We start from the raw sequence: 24828 nt of genomic DNA on the forward strand, positions 1-24828 counted from the left end.
ACTGCCGGTGTTTTTAACGTTCAAAACCCCCGTGGGAGGTCGCTGTGGCTACTTTGAAGCAGGTCGCCGCCCACGCCGAGGTCTCCGTGCAGACGGTGTCGAACGCGTTGAACGCCCCGCACCGACTGCGCGCGGACACGCTCGAACGAGTGAACCGCTCCATCGAGCTACTCAACTACCGGCCCAATCGTAACGCCCGCAGTCTCCGCACCAGCGCGGTCGAGCTGATCGGGTACTGCGTGCCGAGCTGGCCGAACCAGACGCACCTAGTGATGGACCAGTTCCTGCACGCGCTCTGCGCCGCCGCGGAACGCACCGGCCGGCACATCCTGCTGTTCACCGCACCGGGCGGCGTCGACGGTATGCCGACGTACGACGACCTGCACGCCCGCCGGATGGTCGACGGGTTCGTGCTGTCGCAGACCGAGACACATGACCCGCGGCACGGCTGGCTGAAGGAACAGGACATCCCGTTCGTCAGCTTCGGCCGGGTGTGGAAGCAGACCACGCAACCCGGCCCGTGGGTGGATGTCGACGGTGCGGCCGGCTCCGCGATGGCAGTGCGGCACCTGTACGAGAGCGGCCGTCGCCGGATCGCCTTCCTGGGCTGGCCGAAGTCGTCAGGTCTGGGTGAGGATCGCGTCGGCGGCTGGCGTGACGCCTGCAAGGATCTCGGCCTACCGACGACCGGGCTGACCGTCCGGTGCCGCGAGGACAGCATCGAGGAGGGCGCCCGCGCCACCGCGCGGCTGCTCGACGCCGGCCGGACCGTCGACGGGATCGTTGCCCTGAGCGACATTCTCGCGCTCGGCGCGCTCCGCGAGCTCACCCGCCGCGGCCTCACCCCCGGCCACGACGTCGGTGTCACCGGGTTCGACGACTCCCCGCTCGCCGAGGTCGTCTCCCCGGGCCTGACCAGCCTCCGGCAACCGATGGACCAGATCGCCGAAGAGCTGATCACGATCCTGACCGGCTCCAGCAACGGGAGCCCGGTCGAACGCCTGCTGCGGCCAGAACTGGTGATCAGGGGCAGCTCGGCCCCTGGCTGATTTTCGGCGCTTCTCCCCGGGCGCCGCGAGAAGGAGGAACCGCCATGACTCCCTATCCGACCAACCGAACCCCACCCCGCCGGAAACCGGTGCGGAAGATCGCCGGCGTCGCCCTGCTGGCGACCGCCGTCGTGCTGGCCGGCAACGCCTCGGCCACCGCCGGCTCTTCCGGCACCGCCGCAACTGCGGCAACCCAGGCGACGACACCATCCGAACTTTCGGAGACCACCCGTCTGACCGACCGCCGTTCGCTCGTCGTCGGCGACCGCGCCTACGCGATGGGCGACGAGTCCGGTCTCTACCCGGCCGCCGGGTGGCACGTCCGCGGTGAGATGGGCGGCATCTGGTCGCAGCCGATCAAACTCCTCGACGGCATCTGGTTCGGCCTCGACGGCAACTGGCTCGGCAAGCAGGTGCCCGCCGCGAAGTACACCAGCGGCCACGGCTACAGCCGGATCGACTACTCCGGTGCCGTGAACGTACGCCGTACCGACTTCGTCCCCGACGGCATCCGCGCCACGCTCGTCGGACTCACGCTCAGCTCGAGTACGGCGAAGACGGTCAAGCTCGACGTCGACGCGCACTCCGAGCTGATGCAGCCGTACCCGTGGGGCTGGACCAAGCCGAGTGCCGCGGACGCGAACCTGCCCGACACCGGCGACTTCAGCGAAGGCGCGCTCCGCTTCCGCGAGCAGGGCACCCCGTCGTACCCGAACGCGACCACGCACGACTACGCCGCGTTCGTCGGATCGTCCCTGCGTCCGACGAGCCACCAGCTCGGCGCGGACCACCGCGGACCGCAGAGCCCCGCGGTGACGTGTCCGGCCGACGGTACGACGCCCGCGCGGTGCGACGACTCGCTTGTCGGGAAGGGCACCGGCGGCCGGCTCACGTACGACGTACCGCTGGCGGCTGGTCAGCAGAAGACGATCTGGTTCGCTGTCGCCGGATCCGATCAAGGCAGCCGGGCCGCGGAACGCGAGTACGGCAAGGCCCTGAGCAACCCGGACAAGTTGCTGCGGGCAAAGACCACCGCGCGGCAACAGATCGACGCGCAGTCCGCAGTGGACCTTCCTGGTGACCGTCTCCTGCAGCAGAGCGTCGAGTGGAGCAAGCAGAACCTCGCGGACTCGGTCCAGGAGGCGCGCAACCTGCAGATCCGGGACGTGAACGAAGGCAAGGACTACCCGGCGCCGGTCGGGACGGTGCCGACCGCCCGCTGGTTCGGCGCGGGCTTCCCGGACTATCCGTGGCTGTTCGCGACCGACGGCGAGTACACCGCGTTCGCTGCCGTCGCCGCCGGACAGTTCGACACCGTGAAGGAGCACCTGCGGGCGCTCCGCGATATCAGCGACCTCTTGAACAACCGCAGCGGCAAGGTGGCGCACGAGGTGACGCCGACCGGCGACGTGTACTTCGGCTCGAACCAGAGCGCCGGCAACACCGACGAGACGGTGAAGTTCCCGAGTACGGTCGCACTGCTGTGGCGGTGGACCGGCGATAACAAGTTCCGCGACGAGATGTACGACTTCAGCGTCCGGAACCTGCAGTACATCTACAAGTCCCTCGACAAGGACAGCGACGGCTGGCCCGAGGGCCTGGCGAACGTCGAACGCGCGGGCATGGGCGTCGAGAAGCTCGACAGCACCGTGTACCTCGCTCGCGGTCTGCGGGACCTGGCCGACCTCGCCGCGTCCAAGCACGACACGAAGGTGCAGCAGTGGGCGACCAGCCGCGCCAACGACCTCGAGTCCAAGTTCGAGGCGCAGTGGTGGGTGCCGGCCGCGAAGGGGTACGCCGACTCGGTCGACGACCCGGCCAACCCCGCGAACGACAACACGCCGATCTTCCAGCGGCACTGGATCGGTGTCACGCCGATGGAAGCGGTACTGACCCGTCCGGGCCAGACGTCGCCGCTGGCGTCGGCCGAGCACGCGAAGACCGCGCTCGACCAACGCGAAACGTCTTGCTACACAGGGGAATTCGGGCTGTTCCACACCGGCAGCGGCCCGACGTCCGCCGAGGGCGGCAATCGTGGTGACTCGTGTGACCCGGTCGTTTCCCAGGTCCAGAGCGAGCGCACCATGTTCGGCCTGAACACCTCGATCATGGCGGTTGCGGAAGGCAACTTCGGTCGTCTGGGCGTGAAGCAGCAGCAGCGGTACACGACCGGCAACGCCCGCATCCAGCTCGACCCGTCGGTCTGGGAGACACCGGGTGCGATGCCGGAGATCGCTCCGTCGCCGGATTCGCCGGCGAACATCGGCCGGCCGTTCTACGACCGCTCGATGACGCTGCAGGCGTGGGGCGCGTACGGCATCCTCTGGCCGGTGGTCCACCAGCAGCTCGGCGTCGATCCCGATCTGGGACACGGGCGGATCGCCGTCGTACCGCAACTCCCGGAAGGCCAGCAGAAGGTGGCCGGTAGCAACATCCGGGTCGGCCGCGGTGCGGTCGACGTGTCGGCACGCCTTACAGGTAAGGCATTGTCGACCGAGGTGACCGCGAAGGGCATCGGCGCGGCGCTGACGGTCGGCGCCGTACTGCCGACCGGCGCGAAGGTGCAGACGGTGACGGTCGACGGTCACGCAGCGCAGTACAAGCTCGTGACCACGAGCCGCGGGACGGAGGTCCAGGTGCCGGCGCGCGGTGCGCACACGACACTGACGATCACTCTGAAGTGACCTGAGGTCCCCGAGCCGGCCGGTGCGCAACCGTTCTGCGCACCGGCCGGCTTTGCTATGCCCGGAATCCGGTACTGCGCAGTCTTGGTAGGAAAAGGCGAGCCCCTCCGAGTATGAGTCGGAGGGGCTCGCACAGCTGAAGGAAGGTGACGTCTCCAGCTTCCCGATACGGGTCCGTGGAGGCCGGCAGACCCCGTCACCGGTCTACCTCGGTGGGGATCCCCACCGCGAGGGCCCTCGGTTTCCGCTCGACCCGCCACTCCGATCGAAGCAGCGTGTCGACCTTTCTACCGCTGTCGGCAGGCTTGGCACAACCCTTTCCAGGCAACAGTTTCGGTCGTCCACAGTGATACCGCAGCCATCCACAGAAACCGTCCGAGTTATGCACACCCCCTGTGCATAACCTCCTTAGCCCTTAGGTGGTTTGACTGCCAGCGGGTGCAGGAGCCGGTACCCGCCGTACACGCCGAGAACGCTGACCACGAGAACGGAGGGTGCGGCGACGGCGAGTGGTGGCCGGTGGTAACCGATGTTGTCGAGCACGTCCGCGAGCCACTGCGCGACGAGCAGGAACTCGGCCGCCGCCGCGGGCACGAGGGCGAGCGGCAGCAGCAGGATGCCGCGCCAGACTCCGAACCGGACGAACGTGATGCCGAGCAGCCAGCCCGTCACCTCGTGGGCGACGATCATCAAGAAGAACTCGGCGAACACCAGACCGACCTGCGACGTACTCGTGAACAGGTGCGGGTTGGTCAGTTCGTCCGGCCAGCCCTGCGACGCGTACAGCGCGTGTTCCACCTGGTAGACCAGCACCCACAGCAGCGAGGTGGCCGCCGCGGCGGCCGCGAGATAGATGCCTGCGGCAACTGAGAACATCCGGCGGGTGATGCCCTGCGAGATCAGCAGCGAGAAGTACGCCGGGGTGACGGTGATGCCGAGGGCCATCGAGAAGTACTTCGGCGACTGGGTTCCGTAGTCCCATGCGCTGGTGCTGACGCCGTTGGACAGGATCTGGAAGACGACCCCGATGAGGAACAACGCGAAGACCATCACCGCCCAGTAGCCGAGCAGCATCGGCCGCAGACCGACCGCCAGTGCGCGCAGCACATGCTTGAGCCGATGCCAGTCGGTGACACCGCGCGGCAGCGTCCTGGTGGTCTGGACCGCCGTACTCATGACTTGACCCCCGTGAGATGGACGAAGAGATCCTGCAGGCCGACCGGGCCGATCTCCAGGCCGGCGGCGGTCGCCTGGGCGAGCAGCGCCGGGTCGAGGTCGCCGAGGACCGTGGTCGACTTGGTGCCGCCGAGCCGTTCCTCCGCGAGGACGGTGAAACCGCCGGTGAACTCGTCGACGGCCGCGGCCGGTCCGACGATCGAGGCGCCACGCCCCCGGAGCGAGTCCACCGGCGACTGGGTGACGAGGCGGCCCTGGTCGAGGATCACGACCTCCTCGAGCATCGCGCTCACCTCGCTGACCAGATGGGTGGAGAGCACGATCGTCCGCGGCACCTCGGTGTAGTCGGCGAGCAGCATGTCGTAGAAGAGGTTCCGGGACGGGACGTCCATACCCAGGTAGCTCTCGTCGAAGATCGTCAGCGGGGCGCGGCTGGCGAGGCCGAGGACCACACCGAGCGCGGACTTCTTACCGCGGGAGAGCTTCTGGATCTTCTTGTTCAGCGGGACCTCGAAGCGGTCCAGGAGCTCTCCGGCGAGGTCCGCGTCCCAGTACGGGCGCAGCGCCGCGGCAAGCCCCACCGCGTGCTTGACGGGTACGGCGTCCGGGCGGTCACCGGACTCGCGGATCAGGCACACGCGGCTCGTCACGACCGCGTTCTCGTACGGCTCCTGCGCCGTACCGAGGTCGCCGCCCTCGATCAGCACCCGCCCCTCGTCGGGCCGCCGGAACCCGGCCAGCGTCGCGGCGAGCGTGCTCTTGCCGGACCCGTTCCGGCCGAGCAGCCCGTGGATCTTCCCGGGCGCGAGACGCAGATCGAGCCGATCCAGCGCGGGCACACCGGCGAACCGGACCGAGAGGTCCTCGGTCCTGACAGTCAGGGCGGCGGTCATCAGGCTTCTCCGTACGAACGAATGTGCTGGAGGATGTCTTTCAATGGGATCCCGATCGCCTTGGCCTCGCGGATCATCGGGTCGACGACCTCGGCGAAGAACGAGTCGCGGCGGCCGGTGCGGAGCAGGTCGCGGGCGTTCGGCGCGACGAACATGCCGATCCCGCGCTTCTTGTACAGGACGCCGTCGTCGACGAGTTGGGCGAACCCCTTGGCCGCGGTGGCCGGGTTGATCCGGTAGAAGGCGGCGTACTGGTTGGTCGACATCACCTGCTCGTCCTCGGCCAGCGCGCCGGTCACGATGTCGTTCTTGATCTGCTCGGCGATCTGCAGGTAGATCGGACTCCGGTCGTCGAACACCATCCACCCCCTTCCTCGGTTCGTTACCTGAGTAACGAACCATAGCACCATCGGAGGGTCAGCCTCCGGCGGAGGAGGCCTGCGACTGGAGCGACTTCTTCAGGGCCGGTACGACGGGACCGACGCGGACCGCCAGCTGGGCGAGGCGATCCTTGTGCCGCGTGCGCTGCTCCTTCGTGACGACCGTGCGCAGGTCCGCGGTTGACGCGAGTACGACGACGGCGGCGTCGCGGAGGTCGACTCGTGAGACGAGCCGGGACGGTCGCAGGGTGTCGCGGGCACTCTGGAGGATGTGGCGGCGTACCAGAGGGTGGCGGAGCGTGATGCGGGCCGCCGGGAAGAGACCGAGGACGCGATACGGCTCGACCTTGATCAAGTGCGCGCGGGCGAGCTCGTCACGGACCTGACGGATGGTCACGCCCGCCCGCCGATCGATCCAGTGCCGCCACCGCCGCGGCCCCACCGCCCGCAACTCCTCAAGCACCCCCGCAACCACCGGATCAACCGGCGCCGACGCGGATCCCGATCCAGCTGAGCGCAATCCGGCTGCGTGGGATCCAGCCGAGCGCGATCGCGTCGTCACCCGTGCGCGGCCGTCCTCGTCTTCGATGTGGCCGTTGAGCTGCAGGTCGACCAGGACCGCGGCTCGCAGCACCTTGCCCAACTTCGAGCGGGCCGTCAGCCGCCCGCGCTCCGGATCGTAGGCCAGCAGAAAAACCCTTGCAGCCAAGGAGTTCGGGGCAGTCGCGTTGCCGAGCGCAACTGTCTTTCGGGGCCGGGCCGGTTGCCTGGCCGACGTCGAGCGTTCCGGCCGCCGCAGCGGCGTCACCACAGCTCTACTCATCGTTGTCCTCCTTGGACGGCCGGCCCGGGCGGCGTTGCTTCGTTACGCCGGTCGGAAGGCGGCCGGCGTCGGCCAGGGCACGGCGGAGCAGGTACTCGATCTGGGCGTTCGTGCTGCGCAGGTCGTCGGCCGCCCAGCGGGCGAGCGCGTCGTGCACCGCGGGATCCAGCCGGAGCAGGATCTTCTTCCGTTCGGCAGGCATCAGGGCACGTCTCCCGATCCCGCGCCGTAGCGAGGAGGTGCTCGGTGCGGTAGCTCGGCGTGCGGGGGCGAAGGTCTCGATGCGGAGCATCGTGGCCTTTGCACCCGTGCGGCGAGGTGCCGTGCCGAGTGCCCCGCAGTAGGCGATGGATCGGGAGACATGCCCTCGAGCCTCACTGGTAGAGCGAGCCGGCGTTGACCACCGGTTGCGCGTCGCGATCGCCGCACAGCACCACCAGCAGGTTGCTGACCATCGTCGCCTTGCGCTCCTCGTCGAGCTCGACCACGTCGTGCTCCGACAGCCGGTCCAGCGCCAGCTCGACCATGCCGACCGCGCCCTCGACGATCCGCTGCCGGGCCGCGACCACCGCACCGGCCTGCTGGCGGCGCAGCATCGCCTGAGCGATCTCCGGCGCGTACGCGAGATGCGTGATCCGGGACTCGATCACGTGGACGCCGGCCGCATGCACCCGGGCACCGATCTCTGCCGACAGCGTCTCGGTGATCTCGTCGGTGCTGTCCCGCAGCGACAGCACGCCGTCCTCGGTGTGTACGTCGTACGGGTAGCTGTTGGCGATGTGCCGTACGGCGGTCTCGGTCTGGATCGCCACGAACTCGACGAAGTCGTCCACCTCGAACATCGCCTGCGCGGTGTCCTCGACCTGCCACACCACGACCGCCGCGATCTCGATCGGGTTGCCGTCGGCATCGTTGACCTTGGCAACGGCTGTTTCGTGGTTGCGGATCCGGGTCGAGACCTCGCGTCGCGTGGAGATCGGGTTCACCCAGCGCAGACCGTCCGTCCGGATCGTCCCGGCGTACCGCCCGAGGATCTGCAGCACCCGGGCCCGCCCCGGCGACACGGCGGTCAGCCCGCCCGCGACGATCAGCGCGGCCAGGAACACCAGGATCCCCACTGTGATCAGGACGACGTTGCCCGCACTGAGCACGGACAACAGCACGCCGACGATCGCCAGGACCAGCGCGAGCGCCGCCATCGGCCACCCGTTCAGCTCCCGCCCCACACGCTCAGCCACCTTCGGCGCCGGCATCTCCACTGCGACATCCACCATCACAAGCTCCTCTCGAATAGCTCGAAGGTAGCAAAGTGATATCACATTTGCAAGACGCCTCTCGTGGGTTGTCAGGGGAGGCGGGTGGCGAGGGCTTCCAGGTCGGACTGCCACGCAAGGGCTTGGGAGTTGGGGAGGGGGTCGATGGCGGAGGGGCCCCAGGCGTGGATGGGGCGGATGCCGTGCAGGGCGTTGACGAGCCAGGCCTCGGTGGTGTTCTGCAGGGCGTCGGGGGTGATCGAGTGCTCGGCGACCTCGATGCCCTGACGGGCGGCGATCCGCCGGAGCAGCTGGGCGGTGACCGAAGAGAGCATTGGGCGGTCCGGCTCCGGGAAGCAGAGGGTGTCGTCCTCCCACCACGCGACCGCCGAGTACGCCGCCTCGAGAACCGTCCCGTCGGTGTCCAGCAGCAGGATCTCGTCGGCGCGGTCGGCCGCGGACTCCTTCAGCTTGCCGAGCAGTTCCAGGTCCGGCCCCTTCACCCGCGGCGCCGTCCGCGGATCCGGTCCCTCGAGGACGGCGACCCGCACCCGGCCGCCGATCGGCGGCGCCGGCCTTAGCTGCACCGCCAGCTCCCCCGGCGCCTTCAGCTCGAACCGCGGGAACCACCGGCCGAACCCGGGCAACCGCCCGATCTGCTCGTCCCAGAACCGCTCCGCCGCCACCCCGGCCGCGGCACAGGACCGGACGAACCGGTCCCGGTGCAGTTCCAGTCCTCGAACCTTGCCATTGGCAACCAGAAACGAATCCGCCACCAACAGTTCTGTCATGCTCCCCCACCTTGTCCGCCGACGGCAGCCATTGCCTTCAGCACCATTTCGTCGTACTCCGCGACCGGGTCGGAGTCGAGCACGATCGCACCCCCGGCCCCGACCACGGTCCCGTCCGGTGTCAGCACCGCCGTCCGGATCACCACACTCAGGTCCGCCCGCCCGTCCACGGTCAGATAGCCGAGCGCACCGGAGTACACCCCGCGCGCGCTCTCCTCCAACGAGTCGATGATCTCCATCGTGCGGATCTTCGGCGCGCCCGTCATCGACCCCGGCGGGAAGCAGGCGCGGACGGCGTCCACCGCGGTCACGCCGTCGCGCAGGCGGCCGCGGACGGTCGTCACCAACTGGTGCACGGTGCGGTAGCTCTCGACCTGCATCAACTGCGGCACGTTCACGGTCCCCGGCACGCTGACCCGGCCGAGGTCGTTGCGGATCAGGTCGACGATCATCAGGTTCTCGGCGCGGGTCTTGTCGTCCTCGGCCAGCGCCTTCGCCGCGAGCTGGTCCTGCGCCGGGTCGAGGTCCCGCGGCGCGGTCCCCTTGATCGGCCGGCACTCGGCCCAACCGTCCGTGTCCACGGTCAGGAACCGCTCCGGCGACGAGCTCGCCACCGCGAGATCGCCGTACCTGAGGAAGGCGGCGTACGGCGCCGGGTTCGCGGACCGTTGCCAGCGGAAGAACTCGAACGGGTCCTGGACCGCGGGCAGGCGGACCCGGTTCGTGAGGTTGACCTCGTACGTCTCGCCCGCCTCGAGCTCGGCCAGGACGCGCGCGATGCCGTCCAGGTACGTCGCTCTGTCCTGCTCCAGGTGCGCCTCGAGATCCAGCCGGGCGATCGCGGGTACGTCGACGCTGCCCATCCACCAGTTCGACGAGGCCTCCTCGGCCTTGTCCAACCACTCCTCGCCGTCGAGCGCCACCAGGTAGGTGAGGTCGCGGTCGTGGTCGATGACGACGAACCGGTTCGCCCAGATCCACAGCGCGTCCGGTGTCGACGCCTCGTGCGCCGCCACTCCCCCGGTCAGCGCCTTCAGTTCGTAGCCGAAGTAGCCGACGTACCCACCGCAGAACAGGCCGTCCAGCTCGGGCGGCGGCTCCGCGGCGCGGGCCTCGAGTAGCTCGTTCAGTTCCGTGAACACGTCGCCGTCAGCCACGTCTCGGGTGATGACGGCTTCTGTCGTCGTACCGAGGACTGAGATGCGGCGGGGAGCACGGTCGGTCAGGCTGCCGTCGAGCCAGTAGGCGACCGGCTCGGCGGCCAGCAGCTCGCGGTAGACCGTCTCACCGTCGAGCGCCCGGTCGAGCGTCCGGATGGACCAGCGCAGCGCACTCACAGGCACACGGTACCGAGCCCGTGCCGATTCGTGGGCGCGGATCAGGACGTGGTCAGTGCCACCTTGGTCCGCATCGCGGTGATCCGGCGGATCGGGATCGCGACCTCGAGCCCGTCCTTGGACTCGGCGCGGTCCGCGAGCCAGGCCGCCGCGGTGTCCCGGCGGACGTCCGGCGTACCCGGGAGGTAGAGCGCGTTCACCAGCCGCATCGCGTCGTCGCGGCTGTGGATCATGTACACGTACCGCTCGCGCTGGCTCTCCATCACGTCGAACCCGGCGTGCTTCAGCTGATCCTTCAGCTCGGTGATCTCACCACCGGCCGGGAACTGCGGCGTCGACCGCAGCCGCGTGGTCAGACCGCTCAGCGTGCGGATGTCGCCGCGCCGCAGCGGCCGTACGGCGGGCACGATCGCGGCCAGTACGCCGCCGCGCCGCAGCACCCGTGCCGCCTCGGCGAGCACGTCTGCGAGCGGCTGGAGGACCATCAGGCCCATCGAGCACGTGACGACGTCGAAGACCTCGTTCGCGAACGGCAGATGCAGCGCGTCCGCCCGTACCTTCGGGCCGGGCGCACCGGCGAGCTGGGCCTCGTTGTTGTCGACACCAACGACCCACCGCCCGTACAGCTCCCGCGCCACCGGCCCGTTGCCGCAGGCCAGGTCGAGCACCCTGCGGGCCTCACCCGAGACGGCACGGACGAGCCAGCGGTACGGCGTGTGGTCGCCGGCCACCGCACGTGACAACAGGGCTTCGGTACTGCCCGGCGCCGCGGTGTGGAACTCCCGCAGGTACTCCGGCCAGTTGATCGCATTCTCAGACATCGCGGCCCGAACCTACCGGCTGGCGACCCGGCGTGCCCCGCCGGGTGCTCAGCGTTAACGCATTGTTGACTGTCAGACGCGGCTGACGAAGATGTGACCTGCGGTTTCGTCCGTGATGACGCCGCCGGCCTCGCGGCTGCCGACCAGGACGCCCTCGGCGTCCAGGGTGGAGTCGACCTCGCGGCCGGGCAGTGCCCCGGCGCGGCGCAGGACCGCCATCGCGAAGTCGTCGGTCTGCACCGGCTCGGCGATCCGCCGTACCAGCACTCGCACGCTGTCGCCGGTGGCTCCGTCGACGACCTTGTCCAGGGGCTCGACCCCGACCCGGAAGTCCCCGATGTCGCTGGCCTGGTGGTCCTTCTGCAGCTCCTCCAGGCCCGGGATCGGGTTGCCGTACGGCGATTCGGTCGGGTTGCCGAGGAGCTGGAGCAGCCGCAGCTCGACCGCGTCGCTCATCACGTGCTCCCAACGGCAGGCCTCGGTGTGCACGTCCTCCCACTCGAGCCCGATCACGTCGACCAGCAGCCGCTCGGCCAGGCGGTGCTTGCGCATCACCCGGACCGCCTGCTTGCGGCCGACGTCGGTGAGCTCCAGATGGCGGTCGCCCTCCACCTTGATCAATCCGTCGCGTTCCATCCGCGCGACCGTTTGACTGACCGTCGGGCCGGACTGGTGCAACCGCTCGGCGATCCGCGCCCGCAGCGGCACGATGCCTTCTTCTTCCAGTTCGTAGACGGTCCGCAGGTACATCTCGGTGGTATCGATCAGGTCGGTCACGACAACCATTCTCACCTATTGAGGCAAGCCTTACCCAATTCGGTTGGGTACTGGAGCACGATGAGCACGGTGACAGCGGTGATGTGGTTCCGGCGGGACCTTCGGCTGAGCGACAACCCGGCACTCCTCGACGCGGTCGCCCGCGGCCGCGTCCTCGGGTTGTTCGTGGTGGATCCGTTGCTGTGGGGACGATCCGGCGATCCGCGCAGGGACCAGTTGGCCGCGTCGTTGCGCAGTCTGTCCGAGTCGATGGACGGGAGGCTCGTCGTACGGCGGGGTGATCCGGCGGTCGTCGTACCGGCGATCGCGGCCGAGGTCGGGGCGGCGAGTGTGCATGTCAGTGCGGACTACGCGCCGTACGGACAGCAACGGGATCAAGAGGTTGAAGCCTCATTGAAGTGTCCGTTGGTGCGGACAGGTTCGCCGTACGCCGTCGCGCCGGGGCGGGTGCTGAATCAGCAGGGACGGTCGTACCAGGTGTTCACGCCGTACTTCAAGGCGTGGCTGGCGCACGGGTGGCGGCAGCCAGTGGAGGCGCCGGCGAGCGTGCAATGGATCAAGGCCGAGAGCGAGGACCTGCCGGAGAGCTCGCAGGTCGCGGGAGAGCACGCGGCCCTCGAGCGGTGGCGGGACTACGACGTTGCGGCGTACGACGACGAGCGCGACCGGCCCGATCTCGACAGTACTTCGCGGATGTCGATCCCGTTGAAGTACGGCGAGATCCACCCGCGCACGATGCTCGCCGACCTGGCGCGCAAGCGCAGCGCCGGCGCGGAGGCGTACCGCCGCGAGCTGGCCTGGCGCGAGTTCTGCGCCGATCTGCTGGCGCGGCACCCGCACGCCGCGTGGCAGCCGCTGCGTCCGGAGTTCGAGAAGATGCAGTACGACGAACCCGACGAGCCGTTCGACGCATGGTGTGCGGGCCGGACCGGGTTCCCGTTCGTGGACGCGGGGATGCGGCAGCTGGCCGCGACCGGGTTCATGCACAACCGGGTCCGCATGGTCGTCGCGTCGTTCCTGGTCAAGGATCTCCACGTGCACTGGAAGTTCGGCGCGCGCTGGTTCATGCGCACATTGCGCGACGGCGATCTCGCCTCGAACTCGCTCAACTGGCAATGGGTGGCCGGCTGCGGCGCGGACGCGGCGCCGTACTTCCGGATCTTCAATCCGGTCAGCCAGGGCCTGAAGTTCGACCCGGACGGCGCTTACGTACGGCGCTGGATCCCAGAGCTCCGTGATCTCGACGGCCGGACCGCCCATGAGCCGTGGAAGCACGGCGGCGGCGCCGGCGGCTACCCGGATCCGGTCGTCGACCATGCCGAGGCGCGCCTCGAGGCGCTCCGGAGGTACGACGCCATCCGCTCTTGACGCCCGTTTGCTCCATACATCTATAGTGCTAGTTACATAGATGAATGGGGTTATCGATGATCGAGTTCCATCTGGACGGCCGGTCGGGGGTCTCGCCGTACCAGCAGATCGTTCAGCAGGTCCGGAACGCGTTGCGGCTCGGACTGCTGCGGGAGGGCGACCAGCTGCCGACCGTGAAGGACGTGGTGGCGTCGCTGGCGATCAACCCGAACACCGTGCTCAAGGCGTACCGCGAGCTGGAGCACGAAGGCCTGGTCCAGGCCCGGCCCGGACGCGGCACGTTCGTCACCCGCACCCTCACCGACAACACGCTCGCCGCCCACGGCCCGCTCCGCCAGGACCTCCGCCGCTGGCTGGCGAAGGCGCGCAAGGCAGGGCTCGACGACGAGAGCATCGAGGCGTTGTTCCTCACCACCTTTCGGTCCGCCTCTCAGGAGGAGCACATAGCATGACAAGCGTTCTCGAAGCCCATGGGCTGGGGAAGAAGTATGGGCGGCGCTGGGCGCTGACCGATTGCGATCTGGAAGTGCCGGCCGGGCATGTGGTCGGGCTCGTGGGGCCCAACGGGGCCGGCAAGAGCACGCTGCTGAACCTGGCGGTGGGGATGATCACGCCGTCCGCGGGGTCCGTCGAGGTGTTGACGGCGCCGGCGGGCACGCAGCAGGCAAAGGTTGGGTACGTCGCGCAGGACACGCCGACGTACAGCCGTCTGAGCGTTGCGGACCATCTGCAGCTGGGAGCTCGACTCAACCCGGGTTGGGACGATCCGCTTGCACAACAACGGATTCAGCGGCTGAGGCTTGATCCGAAGCAACGTGCGGGCAAGCTGTCCGGCGGTCAGCGGGCGCAGCTCGCGCTCACGCTCGGGCTGGCGAAGCGCCCCGAGCTGCTGATCCTCGACGAGCCGGTGGCAGCGCTCGATCCGCTGGCCCGGCGCGAGTTCCTCCAGGACCTGATGGAGGCGGTCGCCGAGCAGGAGCTGAGCGTCGTACTGTCCTCGCACCTCGTCTCCGACGTCGAGCGGGCCTGCGACTACCTGATCGTGCTGGTGGATTCGCGGGTGCAGGTCAGCGGCGAGATCGACACGTTGCTGGCGACGCACTTCCGGCTGACCGGTCCGCGCCGGGACCAGAAGGACCTGCCGCGCGACCAGCATGTCGTGACGGCGAGCCACACCGACCGGCAGTCGACGTACCTGATCCGGACCGACAAGCCGATCCTGGATCCGGCCTGGACGGTCACCCAACTCACGCTCGAGGACCTGGTCCTGGCCTACATGGGCCGCGACGTCCAGCCCGAGCGGCCGGTTCTGGAGGTGCAGCGATGATCTGGCTGACCTGGCGACAGTTCCGCGTCCAGTTCCTGGTGGTCACCTCGGTGATCCTGGCGGCCGCGATCATCCTGTTGGTGACCGGCCCGGGCCTGCTCGACAGCTACCACCGGCTGACCGACAGTTTCCTGCAGAGCCTCGGCTACGAGCGGCTCAACCCGTTGCTGTACATCGTCGGCCAGGTTCTGCTGTACGCCGTTCCGCCGGTGATCGGGGCGTTCTGGGGCGCACCCCTGATCTCTCGCGAACTCGAGACCGGGACCCACCGGCTGGCGTGGAGCCAGAGTGTCTCCCGCCATCGTTGGCTGGCCACGAAGCTCGGCCTCACCGGACTGGCCGCCGTCGCGATCACCGGCGTACTGAGCCTTGCGGTGACCTGGTGGGCCGACCCGATCGACGACGCCGTCAACGCCGGGCAGAACTCGAACGTCTATCTGCCCCGCATGTTCCCGGCCGTCTTCAGCGCCCGCGGCCTGGTTCCGATCGGGTACGCCGCGTTCGCGTTCGCGCTCGGTGTCGCCGTCGGACTCGTCATCCGCCGCACCCTGGTCGCACTCGCGGTCACGCTGGCCGCCGTGATCCTGGTCCAGGTCCTCGCACCGACGTTGATCCGGCCGCACCTGATGGCGCCGACGGAGTCCTACCTCACCGTGAGCCTGGACAACCTGCGCGGCTTCATGCTGAGCGGCGACACCCAGCCTCCACAGGTGAAGGCGATCGAGGTGGCCAGCGGTTCCGTCGCAGCGTGGAAGCTGTCCGACCAGACCGTGGACAAGAACGGCAACAAGGTGAGCACGCTGCCGACCTGGATGATCGACTGCGAGCCGGGGCCTCCCAACGCGACCCCGCGCATCCCGTCGTCGAAGGCCGCCGCGTGCTTCCAGCGGCTGGCCGACGAAGGCTACCGGCAGCACATCAAGTACTTCGGGGCCGACAAGTTCTGGGCTTTGCAGTGGCGTGAGTTCGGGTTCTTCCTGGCCTTGGCGTTGCTGCTGAGCGGGTTCAGCTTCTGGCGGATCCGGCGCGACCTGTCGTAAAGCGCCGTACCAGCAGGGCAGCGGCGAGGACGGCCGCGGCGACGACCGCCGACGTCCACGGGAGGGTGACCGCGAGGACGACGCACCCGGTCAGGCCGATCACGTTCACGGCGCGCGGCCAGCGGCGCTGATCGGCCGGCTGGGTGAAGGCGGATGCGTTCGCGATCGCGTAGTACAGCAGGACTCCGAACGACGAGAAGCCGATCACGCCCCGCAGATCGGTGGTGAGTACGAGGATCCCGACCACCGCGGCGAGCGCGAGCTCGGCGTGGTGCGGGACCTGGTAGCGGGGATGTACGGCGGCCAGCCACGTCGGCAGGTCGCGATTGCGGGCCATGGCGAGCGTGGTGCGGCCGATGCCGGCGATCAGGGCGAGCAAAGCGCCGAGGCTGGCGAGGGCGGCGCCGATCCGGACGATCGGTACCGCCCAGACCGCACCGACCCCGTCGACCGCGGCCGCGAGGGGCGCCGTGGTCGACGCGGGGTCGCCGGTCCGCAGCAGGGCCAGCGCCACGGCCAGATAGATGCCGATGGCAATGACCAGCGCGACGAGGATCGCTCGCGGAATGGTCTTCGCCGGCTCCCGGACCTCCTCCCCCATGGTGGCGATCCGTGCGTAGCCCGCGAACGCGAAGAACAACAGGCCCGCCGACTGCAGAACGCCGTACGGTGAGGTGCTGGTCGTCTCGTGATGCTGCGGGTCGCCCGTGAACAGGACGACGAGGACGAGGGCCAGTACGACGAGGGTGCAGGTGACGAGGATCCTGGTGAGTCGTGCCGTCCTCGTCACGCCCCGGTAGTTGACGGCCGCGAGCGCGAGGACCGCCGCTAGGGCGATCAGGCGACGCAACCAGTTGATGTCGGTGACGTAGGTACCGAAGGTCAGTGCCATCGCGGCACAGGACGCGGTCTTGCCGATGACGAAGCACCAACCGGCGGCGAACCCCCACCACTCGCCCAGGCGCTCCCGCCCGTAGACGTACGTGCCGCCCGACACCGGGTAGACGGCCGCCAGTTGCGCCGACGACACCGCGTTGCAGTAGGCAACAATCGCGGCGAGGACGAGGCCGAGTAGCAGACCGGAGCCCGCAGCTTGTGCGGCCGGCGCCCAAACCACAAACACCCCGGCCCCAACCATCGACCCGACCCCGATCAGCACCGCGTCGCCGACCCCCAGGCGCCGCGCAAGCCCCGGCCCGGCCTGCGGTGCCGTCATCTCAGTTGTCCGCCGCCATGGCCGCCGCGATCTTGGCTTCGGCATCGGCGACGTCCTCCTTGGGCGCTTCGGGGAGCAGGTCCGCCCACAGCGGCAGCATCTCCCGGCGCGCCTCGAGCATGCCGAGCGGACGCGGGTAGAACCAGACGTGGAAGTGGGCCGAACCGTCGCCCCAACGATAAACGTGCACCCGCGCGATGTCGCCGAGCGCGAGGATCGCCCGCTCGATGCGCGCGACGACCGGGCCGTAGCTCTGCGCGACCTTGTCCGGCAGGTCGGAGAACGAGTCGTGGTGACCCCGGCTGGCCAGCCACACCACGCCCGGGATGGTGACGCCTGTAGCGCGGCAGAGCGCCCAGTCGTCGTCGTACCAGAGCGGCGGGCCGTGCTCCGAGTTCTCGAAGTCGGCTAGCCAGTCGCACAGGCCGCAGTGCGGGCCGCCGGGCTCACCGACGCGGGGCGGTTCGGGGATCACCCGGGGCTGCGGCTCGAGGCGGACCAGCGGTTCGGCGTACGGAAGTGTCATGGCGGTCTCCAGTGTTCAGGAGGTGATGATGCCGCCCAGTGAAACATGCCCGTTGCATTCCTCGCAACAGATACGTTTCATGCTTCGATGACGCCGCGGAGAACCAGGTCGAGGGTGAGCCGCCGGGCCCGGGATCGCGACCAGTGATGCCGGCCGCGCATGTGCACGTAGGTGAAGGCGGCCGAGACCATCAGCACCTCGGCGACGTCGCTGACCCGCCCGTGCGGGTGCAGCGTGCCGTCCGACTCTCCCTCGCGGAGGAACCGCTCGAACGGGTCCAGGAACGAGACCGGCCCGTTGCGCGCCTGCTCTTGGTGGAAGACCAGATCCGACGACAGCATCAGCGGCAGATGCCGGTCGATGACGTCGAAGAGCGCCTCCAGCGTCCGGATCAGGCCCTCACGACCGGACCCGGTGGCCGCGAGCACCGGCCACAACGTGTCCCGGTAGTCCTCGGCCAGCGCGTCGAGCAGCGAGTTCAGCAACATCTCGACGGTGAACCCCTGCCGCCAGAGCGTGACCCGTGACCGCCCGACCTGCTCCGCGACCCGCTCGAGGGTCACACCGGTCCAGCCGTGCTCGGCCAGTACGGCGATGGTCGCCGTCCGGAGCGTCTCGTCCACCGCCACCGTCATCCGCGGCCCCTCACTCTTGTGCAACGAGGTTGTTGCACTGCACGATGACTGTACCAACGACCGAGGGAGGACGCGTGGAGACCAGGACCGAGATCCAGGTGCGGTTCACCGACCAGGAGCGGGACGGACTGACCGCGCTCGCGGCCGGTCTGAGGGGAGTGGCCGAGTCCGACCTCACCGAGGAGGACGCCCTGGTCGCGGCCCTGGAGCTCGCCCTCACCCGCCTGATCGACGACTTCGAGGTCCCCGACCCAGCCGCCCGCGCACAGGTCCAACGCGCCCGCGACAACCTCCGAGCCAACTGGATCCGCGGCAGCGCAACCCTCTAGGCAAGGGAGGCTCTGGTATCGGCCGTGCTCCGGGCTTGGTGTGATCGGCAGCTCGACAGGATGTGTCGGGTGGACGGATAGTGCACCTGAGCGTGAACATGTCCGCGCGTACAGCGTCTCACCGGTGCACTACCTGTCGAGCTTGCACATCACACCGCCGCGACTGCCAGCCGGCAACACAGCGCGGGGTGGGCTGAGGTGGGCGGGTCGCTTGGGGTGGGTGGCTAGATCGCGTTCAGTACGCCGAGGAGGCGGGCTACCTCGGTGGCTACGGTGTCTCGGGCTGGGCCGAGGTATTTGCGGGTGTCGACCAGGTTGGGGTTGTCCGCGAGGATCTGGCGGACCTTGTCGGTGAAGACGTTGTTGAGGTGGGTCGCGATGTTGACCTTGGTCATGCCGGCCTCGACCGCGCGGGTCAGGTCGGGGTCCGCGACGCCGGAGGAGCCGTGCAGGACCAGCGGTACGGCGACGGCCTGGTGCAGACGGGTGATGAGGTCGAAGTCGAGCGTCGCCGTACGCTCGGTCATCGCGTGCGAGGAACCGACCGCGACCGCGAGCGCGTCCACACCGGTCGCCTCGGCGAACGCGACGGCCTCGTCCGGACGGGTACGGGCACCGGGCGCGTGGACGCCGTCCTTGCCGCCGACCTCGCCGATCTCCGCCTCGACGAAGACACCGTGGTCGTGACAGAAGGCCGTCACCTCGGTGGTCGCCGCGACGTTGTCGGCGTACTCGAGCTTGGACGCGTCGTACATCACCGACGTGAACCCGAGCGAGACAGCCTCGGTGACGAGTTCCCGGTCCATCGCGTGGTCCAGGTGTACGACGACCGGCACGGTGGCGGCCGCCGCCGCGGCCAGCGTCGCGACCCCGATCGGCTTGAGCGCGCCGTGGTACTTCACCGCGTTCTCGCTGATCTGCAGGATCACCGGCGCACCGACCTGCTCGGCGCCGGCGATCAGCGCGATCGCGTGCTCCAACTGGATCACGTTGAACGCGCCGACCCCACGACCGGCCTTGGCTGCGGCCAGCACGACCTCGGCACCGGATACCAACGGCATGAGTTCTCCTAATTCACAATCACTTGAGGCTGCCAACGCCGGTAAGCCGCCAGATCGATGTCTCCGGCAACGGGCGTCAGTACGGCGGCCGCAGAGGCGGCAACAGCAGACTTGAGTACGACGGACCAGTCGGGCTCCGGCGATTCCGCGACCGCCGCGGCGACCACCGCCGTGCACGCATCGCCCGCACCGGTCGGGTTGCCGCGCACCGTCTCGACGGGCAACGCCCGCCAGACGCCCTTCTTGCTAGCGGCAACCATTCCGCGCGGCCCGTCGGTGATCACGGCCGCGGTCGCACCGAGCGCGACCAGCTCCGACGCGCCCTCCTCGACCTCGACCTCACCAACGGCGGCACGCAGTTCGGCAGCGTTCGCGCGCACCACAGCACCAGCCCTAGCGGCGGCGTTCAACGCATCGCCGCCCGCATCGATCACGGTCAGTACGTCGTGATGCCGGGCGCGGACCGCGATCTCGGCGTACGCGTCGGCCGGCAACCCCGGCGGCAGGCTGCCCGAGCACGCGAGTACTCCGAGCCGTCCCCACGGCATCCGGTCGCCGAACGCGCGCCACTCGTCCGCGGTCACCGTCGGCCCGGCCTCGTTGAAGATCGTGGCGTCCCCGTCCGCACCGTTGACGATGGCAACGGTGCGGCGGGTCTCGCCCACGATCGGGGTGAGCAGCGCGGTCAGCCCCGCATCGAACAGTTCCTCGGCGACCAGCTCACCGGTGACCCCGCCGACGAATCCGAGCACCAGCACCTGGTGCCCGAGCGTCGAGGCCACGCGCGCGACGTTCACGCCCTTGCCGCCCGCACGCCGCCGGATCCGGTCGACACGATGGCTCCCGCCGACCTGCAGCTCGTCGACCTCGTACGTGACGTCCAGCGCGAGGTTGAGGGTGACGGTCCCGATCATGGCTCGATCAGTCCAGCCACGACCCGGCCCGCATGACCTTCTGTACGGCGTACTCGTCGTCGAGCAGCACCAGGTCCGCCCGCTTCCCGGTCTCGATCGAGCCCACGTCGTACCAGCCGAACGTCTGCGCCGGCGTCGTCGACGCCATCCGGGACGCGTCGACCAGCGAGACGCCGGCCTGCACCGCGTTCCGGAACGCGACGTCCATGGTCAGCGTGCTGCCGGCGATCGAATGCGAGCCGTGGGTAAGCGTCGCCAGACCGTCCTTGACGTCGACCTCGAGGCTGCCGATCTTGTACCGGCCGTTCGGCATCCCGGTCGCCACCATCGCGTCGGTGATCAGCGCGATCCGGTTCACCCCGGCCGCCGCGAGCGCGACCCGGACCACCTGCGGGTCCAGGTGCATGCCGTCGTTGATCACCTCGAGCAGCAGCCGCTCATCGTTCAGCGCGGCGCCGACCGGGCCGGGGTCGCGGTGGTGGAACGGCCGCATCCCGTTGAACAGGTGCGTCGCCACGGTCGCGCCGGCGTCGGCTCCCGCGACCATCTGCTCGTACGTCGCGTCCGTGTGCCCGAGCGCGGCGACCGCGCCCGCGTCCACGACCTGGCGAATCGCGTCCAGCCCGTTCTCCAGCTCCGGCGCGATCGTGACCATCTTGACCGCGTCGCTCAGCACCTTCGCGACATCGTCCTTGAGTGGCGGCCGCAGCAGCGACGGCTCGTGGGCGCCGCAGCGCGCCTCGGACAGGAACGGTCCTTCGAGGTGGACGCCCGCGATGACACCGTCGGCGATCAGCTCCGCGAGGCAGTCCGTCTGCGCGACCAGTTCGTCGAGCGACGCCGTCACCAGGCTGGCCAGCGAGGTCGTCGTACCGTGCTTGGCGTGGAAGGCCGCGACCTTGCGCGCCTCCTCCGGATCGGTGGTCGAGTACGTCGATCCGCCGCCGCCGTGCGTGTGGATGTCGACGAACCCCGGGACGACGGTCACGTCACCGAGGTCCTCGGGCCGCTTGCCGTCGGCCGGCATCCCCTCGGAGCGCCGCCCGAACGCACGGACGTCCTCGCCCTCCACCTGGATCCACGCGTTCTCCAGCACGTCGTCCGGCGTCACCACGCGACCCACGCGGTACGTCGTCATACCGTTTCCTCCTCGTCGGCGGCTGTGCGGTCCCAGGCCATCTGGGCGGCGCCGAGCATGCCGGCTTCCTCGCCCAGGACGGCCGCCACGATCTCGGGTTCGCGCTGGAACGTCAGTCGCGCATGTACACCTTCGCGCAGCGGCTGCAGCAGTGTCTCGCCGGCGCCCACCAGACCGCCGCCGATCGCGATCCGGGTCGGAGCGACCAGGGTCGTGTAGAGGACCAGCGCGTCCACCAGGGCAGCCAGTGCGTCGTGCCAGACGTGCGCAGCGTCCGGGTCCCCGGCCGCGAGCAGCTCCATCACCTCGCGGGCGCCGTCGACGGTGCGTCCGGTGCGGGCGGCGTACCGCCTGGCCAGCGCGGCCGCGGACGCGACCGTCTCGAGGCAGCCCCACTGACCGCAGGCGCAGAGTTCGGCCGCGTCTCCGTGGATGAACTTGGAGTGGCCGAGCTCACCGGCGTACCCGTCGCCGCTGACCAGGGAGCCGTCGACGATCATCGCGGCCGCGATCCCGGTGCCGAGCGGGAGGAACATCGAGTTCGTGGTGCCGGCCAGCGCGCCGTGCCGCAGTTCGGCGTACCCGCCGGCGCGGACGTCGTGGGCGAGCACGATCGGCTCCCCGTCGCCGACCGCGGCCTTCAGCTCGGCGAGGACCGGCGTACCGGTCCATTCGAGGTTCTCGGCGCCGACCGTGCCGTGCTCGGCGTCGATGACACCGGGGACGACGACACCGATGGCGCGCACGCGATGACCCTCCGCGGTCGCCTTCTGGCTGAGCTCGACGACGGTCTCCAGCAGGGCGTCGAGCACGGCACGGCCACCGTCTCGCGCGTCGGCCCGGGGCGTCGGCCTGGTCTCGCGGTGCAGCACGGCACCGTCGGCGGCGACCAGGCCACACTTCATCCGGGTTCCACCGAGGTCGACGGCAACCACGACTTCACAGGGGTCCACGGAGCGCCATTATGCAGCGTTACCTGGCAGTCCGAACATCCATGAGCAGAATCCGGACAAACTCACACGGACCAGTGCGCAATCCGGTCCTAGGATGCGCCTCACTCTGACTCGTATCTGGCTGGGAACCGTGGGCAGGGAATCCACGGTTTCCAGGTGTCAGGAACGCAGGCCGTGGTCGAACGCGGCCACCAGGAAGGTGACCAGGTTCTCGGCCAGCTCGCTCGGGTCCTCGGGGCCGGCGGCACCCGGCGTCGGGGACAGTGCCTGCGACTGATGCAACGCGAGCAGGCCGAGCATGTTCATGTACCCGAACGCGACCGCGTCCGGTGAGGCCTTCGGCAACGCCTGCTGCAGCGCCGCCAGGTACCTGCTTTCGATCGGCTCCGACTCGACCGCGTACAACTCACGGATCCGCCGGCTCGGATCGAACGCGATCCGGCCGATGAACCGTGCGATCAGCGCGCCACGGTCACCGCGGCGCAGTACCAGTTCCAGTCCTGGCTCGACGAAGGCCCGGATCAGGGCCTCCGGTGTCGGCGGAGCACCCGCCTCCAGTTGGTCCAGCCGGCGCCGCCGTTCGGTGTTGACCGGCGCCATCGCCCGCGCCACGGCAGCGCGGAGCAGGGCTTCCTTCGAGCCGAAGTGATAGTTGACCGCCGCGATGTTCGCTGCTGCCGCGACCGTGATCGCGCGCAGCGATGTTCCCTCGTAACCCCCTTCACCGAATCGTTGCTCGGCGACGTTGAGCAATCTCTCCCGGGTCGTTTCGACCGGTGTCTCCACAGAGTTCTCCTTCCCCCCAGCTACCGCTCGCGCAGGCACCCCACCTGCTCACGCGCAGTAGCCTGCAGTCAGCATAGTTCAAACGGTCGTTTGAACTGGAGGGCTCAGCTCACTTGTTCCGAGAAATCCTCAGATTTCTCTGAAACCCTTTCCTTCCCAGCACTCTCTTCCTTCACACCTCAACCACGGCACGTACACAAACGAGTGATTCCTGTGAGTGCATTAGGGTCCTGGGCCATGAGTTTTGTGCGGGTCGAGCGGCGATTCCAGGGGCCGGAGAGGTCGGGCAACGGCGGGTACGTCGCCGGTCTGGTCGGGACCGCGCTGGCAGCGGACCTCGGGCCGGGGTCGGTGCCGAAGGTGACGCTGCGGATGCCGCCGCCGCTGGAGAAGGACCTCGAACTGGGCGCCGGACGGTTGACGGACGGTGACGCTCTGGTGGCAGAAGCGGTGCCGGTCGACAGTGAGTTCCTCGCCGACGCAACGATCGATCCGGTGCTGCCCGAGGAGGCTCGCGCGGCCGAGACGGCGTACCGCGGGCTGCACGACCACCCGTTCCCGACCTGCTTCGTCTGCGGGCCGGCGAACCAGAACGGTCTGCGCCTGAAGCCCGGCCCGATCGACGGCGGCCGTACGGCGTGCACCTGGACGCCGGCCGCGGACCTCGCGACCGACGGCCTGGTCGACGAGGTGTTCCTGTGGGCGGCGCTCGACTGCCCCGGCGGCTGGACGATCGATCTCGAAGGACGCCCGTCGGTGCTCGGCCAGCTGACCGCGTGCATCGACGCGCGACCCGAGGCCGGCGAGGAATGCGTCGCGCTCGGCCGCTACCTCGGCGAGGACGGCCGCAAGACGTTCACCGCCAGCACCCTGTACGACGCCGACGGCCGCGTCCTGGCCCGCGCGAAGCACACCTGGATCACGGTCGACCCAGCCGCCTTCAACTAGCGTCCGCGGGCCGCGTGGGCGCGGACTTTCGCGCGGTTGCCGCAGGTGGCCATCGAGCACCAGCGGCGGCGGCCGCGTGCGTCGAGGAACAGCCAGCCGCACGACGGGCAGGTCCGCACGTGCTCGCGAGACGAGCCGGTCAGTAGCTCGCCCGCGAGCAACGCGAGATTGTGCAGCGGGAGCTCCAGATCCTCCGGCAGCTCCCAGACCGGCCCGTCCGTCGAGCGCACGAGCAGTCGCTGCCCGGAGGCCTTCTCGATCATCCGGGCCGCCGCCTCGAAGCTGCTGTCGGCCGCCTGCCCGGTGAGTACGTCGTACAGCTCGCCGCGGAAATCGAGGGTGGTCTGCAGCCGCCGTCCCACTTCGGTCGGACTGCTCCCGGCCCGCTCGAGCAGCCGGAACACGGTCGCCGGCGGCAGCAGGCCGACGTACGAGTTCCAGATCAGGAAGGCCTCGTACGACGTCATCCACTCGGTCCGGGCGGCGCCACGGGTGGTCCACTCGGACCGGGTGTTGACGAAGTCGAGCACCGGGTGCGCGCCGACCGGCTTGGGCAGGACGACGCCCTGCACCAGCTCGAGGTGGGACGGCAACGCGCTCATC

Annotated in this window: 27 protein-coding genes; 8 read left to right on the plus strand and 19 right to left on the minus strand. The window is 69.2% G+C overall.

Annotated features, from left to right (window positions below; genetic code table 11):
- The first annotated feature begins 44 nt into the window (after window positions 1–44).
- Together OHB24_RS04230 and OHB24_RS04235 are read left to right on the plus strand one after the other, a co-directional pair.
- Complete coding sequence (locus OHB24_RS04230) at window positions 45–1049, plus strand: LacI family DNA-binding transcriptional regulator (protein WP_327637615.1); 1005 nt, start codon at window positions 45–47, stop codon at window positions 1047–1049.
- 44 nt (window positions 1050–1093) lie between these two features.
- Window positions 1094–3733 (plus strand): glycogen debranching protein, encoded by a 2640-nt coding sequence (locus OHB24_RS04235; protein ID WP_327637616.1) that lies wholly within the window; start codon window positions 1094–1096, stop codon window positions 3731–3733.
- Between the two features lie 408 nt (window positions 3734–4141).
- Here the strand turns inward: OHB24_RS04235 and OHB24_RS04240 are convergent, their stop codons facing one another.
- The 10 genes from OHB24_RS04240 to OHB24_RS04285 all read right to left on the minus strand — a co-directional run bounded on the left by OHB24_RS04240 (window position 4142) and on the right by OHB24_RS04285 (window position 11993).
- The gene (locus tag OHB24_RS04240; protein WP_327637617.1) at window positions 4142–4909 is read right to left on the minus strand and encodes a hypothetical protein; all 768 of its coding nucleotides are present in this window, start codon (window positions 4907–4909) and stop codon (window positions 4142–4144) included.
- A complete protein-coding gene (locus OHB24_RS04245) occupies window positions 4906–5802 on the minus strand; it encodes an ABC transporter ATP-binding protein (protein WP_327637618.1) in 897 nt (298 codons plus the stop codon). Before OHB24_RS04245 ends, OHB24_RS04240 begins: the two co-directional genes overlap by 4 nt.
- Window positions 5802–6164: a GntR family transcriptional regulator gene (locus OHB24_RS04250; RefSeq protein WP_327637619.1), complete on the minus strand. Its 363-nt coding sequence runs from the start codon at window positions 6162–6164 to the stop codon at window positions 5802–5804. Before OHB24_RS04250 ends, OHB24_RS04245 begins: the two co-directional genes overlap by 1 nt.
- Before the next feature lie 55 nt (window positions 6165–6219).
- On the minus strand, window positions 6220–7005 hold the full coding sequence (locus tag OHB24_RS04255; RefSeq protein ID WP_327637620.1) for a GOLPH3/VPS74 family protein: 786 nt from the start codon (window positions 7003–7005) through the stop codon (window positions 6220–6222).
- Window positions 6998–7207: a hypothetical protein gene (locus OHB24_RS04260; RefSeq protein ID WP_131334948.1), complete on the minus strand. Its 210-nt coding sequence runs from the start codon at window positions 7205–7207 to the stop codon at window positions 6998–7000. The genes OHB24_RS04255 and OHB24_RS04260 overlap by 8 nt, the downstream gene beginning before the upstream one ends.
- A 172-nt stretch (window positions 7208–7379) precedes the next feature.
- The gene (locus tag OHB24_RS04265; protein WP_327637621.1) at window positions 7380–8279 is read right to left on the minus strand and encodes an SPFH domain-containing protein; all 900 of its coding nucleotides are present in this window, start codon (window positions 8277–8279) and stop codon (window positions 7380–7382) included.
- 71 nt (window positions 8280–8350) lie between these two features.
- Entirely contained in the window at window positions 8351–9049 is a 699-nt protein-coding gene (locus tag OHB24_RS04270) for an aminotransferase class IV (RefSeq protein WP_327637622.1), read from the minus strand.
- Complete coding sequence (gene pabB, locus OHB24_RS04275) at window positions 9046–10386, minus strand: aminodeoxychorismate synthase component I (protein WP_327637623.1); 1341 nt, start codon at window positions 10384–10386, stop codon at window positions 9046–9048. Before pabB ends, OHB24_RS04270 begins: the two co-directional genes overlap by 4 nt.
- 41 nt (window positions 10387–10427) lie before the next feature.
- Entirely contained in the window at window positions 10428–11207 is a 780-nt protein-coding gene (locus tag OHB24_RS04280; protein WP_134009041.1) for a class I SAM-dependent methyltransferase, read from the minus strand.
- Between the two features lie 72 nt (window positions 11208–11279).
- On the minus strand, window positions 11280–11993 hold the full coding sequence (locus tag OHB24_RS04285; protein ID WP_442913983.1) for a metal-dependent transcriptional regulator: 714 nt from the start codon (window positions 11991–11993) through the stop codon (window positions 11280–11282).
- Between the two features lie 51 nt (window positions 11994–12044).
- On the opposite strand from OHB24_RS04285, the gene OHB24_RS04290 reads away from it, so the two are divergent.
- The 4 genes from OHB24_RS04290 to OHB24_RS04305 are packed head-to-tail and all read left to right on the plus strand — an operon-like array spanning window position 12045 to window position 15719.
- On the plus strand, window positions 12045–13352 hold the full coding sequence (locus OHB24_RS04290) for a cryptochrome/photolyase family protein (RefSeq protein ID WP_327637625.1): 1308 nt from the start codon (window positions 12045–12047) through the stop codon (window positions 13350–13352).
- Window positions 13353–13408: 56 nt separating this feature from the next.
- Entirely contained in the window at window positions 13409–13804 is a 396-nt protein-coding gene (locus tag OHB24_RS04295; RefSeq protein ID WP_327637626.1) for a GntR family transcriptional regulator, read from the plus strand.
- Window positions 13801–14679 carry an ABC transporter ATP-binding protein gene (locus tag OHB24_RS04300; RefSeq protein ID WP_327637627.1) on the plus strand — a complete coding sequence of 293 codons (879 nt, stop codon included), beginning with the start codon at window positions 13801–13803 and terminating at the stop codon, window positions 14677–14679. Before OHB24_RS04295 ends, OHB24_RS04300 begins: the two co-directional genes overlap by 4 nt.
- Complete coding sequence (locus tag OHB24_RS04305; RefSeq protein ID WP_327637628.1) at window positions 14676–15719, plus strand: ABC transporter permease; 1044 nt, start codon at window positions 14676–14678, stop codon at window positions 15717–15719. Before OHB24_RS04300 ends, OHB24_RS04305 begins: the two co-directional genes overlap by 4 nt.
- On the opposite strand, the gene OHB24_RS04310 is transcribed toward OHB24_RS04305, so the two are convergent.
- The 3 genes from OHB24_RS04310 to OHB24_RS04320 form a co-directional block, all read right to left on the minus strand.
- The gene (locus OHB24_RS04310; protein ID WP_327637629.1) at window positions 15685–16935 is read right to left on the minus strand and encodes an APC family permease; all 1251 of its coding nucleotides are present in this window, start codon (window positions 16933–16935) and stop codon (window positions 15685–15687) included. The two genes, OHB24_RS04305 and OHB24_RS04310, sit on opposite strands and share 35 nt — an antisense overlap.
- A gap of 1 nt (window position 16936) precedes the next feature.
- The gene (locus tag OHB24_RS04315) at window positions 16937–17461 is read right to left on the minus strand and encodes a hypothetical protein (protein WP_327637630.1); all 525 of its coding nucleotides are present in this window, start codon (window positions 17459–17461) and stop codon (window positions 16937–16939) included.
- 77 nt (window positions 17462–17538) lie between these two features.
- Window positions 17539–18096 (minus strand): TetR/AcrR family transcriptional regulator, encoded by a 558-nt coding sequence (locus tag OHB24_RS04320; protein ID WP_327637631.1) that lies wholly within the window; start codon window positions 18094–18096, stop codon window positions 17539–17541.
- A 74-nt stretch (window positions 18097–18170) separates the two neighbouring features.
- Between OHB24_RS04320 and OHB24_RS04325 the strand changes: the two genes are divergently transcribed.
- Entirely contained in the window at window positions 18171–18425 is a 255-nt protein-coding gene (locus tag OHB24_RS04325) for a hypothetical protein (RefSeq protein WP_327637632.1), read from the plus strand.
- 224 nt (window positions 18426–18649) lie between these two features.
- Here OHB24_RS04325 and OHB24_RS04330 read toward each other — a convergent pair whose 3' ends face one another.
- The 5 genes from OHB24_RS04330 to OHB24_RS04350 form a co-directional block, all read right to left on the minus strand.
- Window positions 18650–19486: a class II fructose-bisphosphate aldolase gene (locus OHB24_RS04330; protein WP_327637633.1), complete on the minus strand. Its 837-nt coding sequence runs from the start codon at window positions 19484–19486 to the stop codon at window positions 18650–18652.
- Between the two features lie 8 nt (window positions 19487–19494).
- The gene (locus OHB24_RS04335) at window positions 19495–20400 is read right to left on the minus strand and encodes a 1-phosphofructokinase family hexose kinase (RefSeq protein WP_327637634.1); all 906 of its coding nucleotides are present in this window, start codon (window positions 20398–20400) and stop codon (window positions 19495–19497) included.
- 7 nt (window positions 20401–20407) lie between these two features.
- Window positions 20408–21538, minus strand: coding sequence for an N-acetylglucosamine-6-phosphate deacetylase (gene nagA, locus OHB24_RS04340; RefSeq protein WP_327637635.1), 1131 nt, complete (start codon window positions 21536–21538; stop codon window positions 20408–20410).
- Window positions 21535–22491, minus strand: a complete 957-nt coding sequence (locus OHB24_RS04345) for an ROK family protein (RefSeq protein WP_327637636.1) — start codon at window positions 22489–22491, stop codon at window positions 21535–21537. The genes nagA and OHB24_RS04345 overlap by 4 nt, the downstream gene beginning before the upstream one ends.
- 159 nt (window positions 22492–22650) lie before the next feature.
- Entirely contained in the window at window positions 22651–23277 is a 627-nt protein-coding gene (locus tag OHB24_RS04350; RefSeq protein ID WP_327637637.1) for a TetR/AcrR family transcriptional regulator, read from the minus strand.
- A gap of 237 nt (window positions 23278–23514) precedes the next feature.
- Between OHB24_RS04350 and OHB24_RS04355 the strand changes: the two genes are divergently transcribed.
- Entirely contained in the window at window positions 23515–24225 is a 711-nt protein-coding gene (locus tag OHB24_RS04355) for a hypothetical protein (RefSeq protein ID WP_327637638.1), read from the plus strand.
- Here the strand turns inward: OHB24_RS04355 and OHB24_RS04360 are convergent.
- Window positions 24222–24827, minus strand: coding sequence for a CGNR zinc finger domain-containing protein (locus OHB24_RS04360; protein ID WP_327637639.1), 606 nt, complete (start codon window positions 24825–24827; stop codon window positions 24222–24224). The two genes, OHB24_RS04355 and OHB24_RS04360, sit on opposite strands and share 4 nt — an antisense overlap.
- Window position 24828: the final 1 nt, after the last annotated feature.

The organism is Kribbella sp. NBC_00482 (assembly GCF_036013725.1).
Lineage (GTDB): Bacteria > Actinomycetota > Actinomycetes > Propionibacteriales > Kribbellaceae > Kribbella.